We start from the raw sequence: 273 nt of genomic DNA on the forward strand, positions 1-273 counted from the left end.
TTTTTGGAGAGTCGTCTACCGAAGATGATTTTCAAGGTTTTGTGGCAGCGATTGTCAGTCTGAAACGCTTATCGCAAACACTATTATTTGATCACAACAACTCAATTTCAGTCAGTTTTTTTGATACAACGATACCAGGGAAAAAGCAGGCAATTTATATTGCCGATACCGATAACTCGCAAACGCTGTTTAAAGAATATCAATTGTTGATTGGCAAACGCATGTGGCAGGTCGAGTTATATGAACCAATAGTTAGAACGTCTTGGTTAATGT

General features: G+C 38.1%; 1 pseudogene. It reads left to right on the forward strand.

Annotated elements, in window-relative coordinates:
* Positions 1 to 273 (forward strand): annotated as a pseudogene (locus AAEY99_RS21415) (histidine kinase); the annotation flags it as partial.

The sequence above is a fragment of the Shewanella sp. S1-58-MNA-CIBAN-0166 genome (assembly GCF_040310085.1).
GTDB lineage: Bacteria > Pseudomonadota > Gammaproteobacteria > Enterobacterales > Shewanellaceae > Shewanella.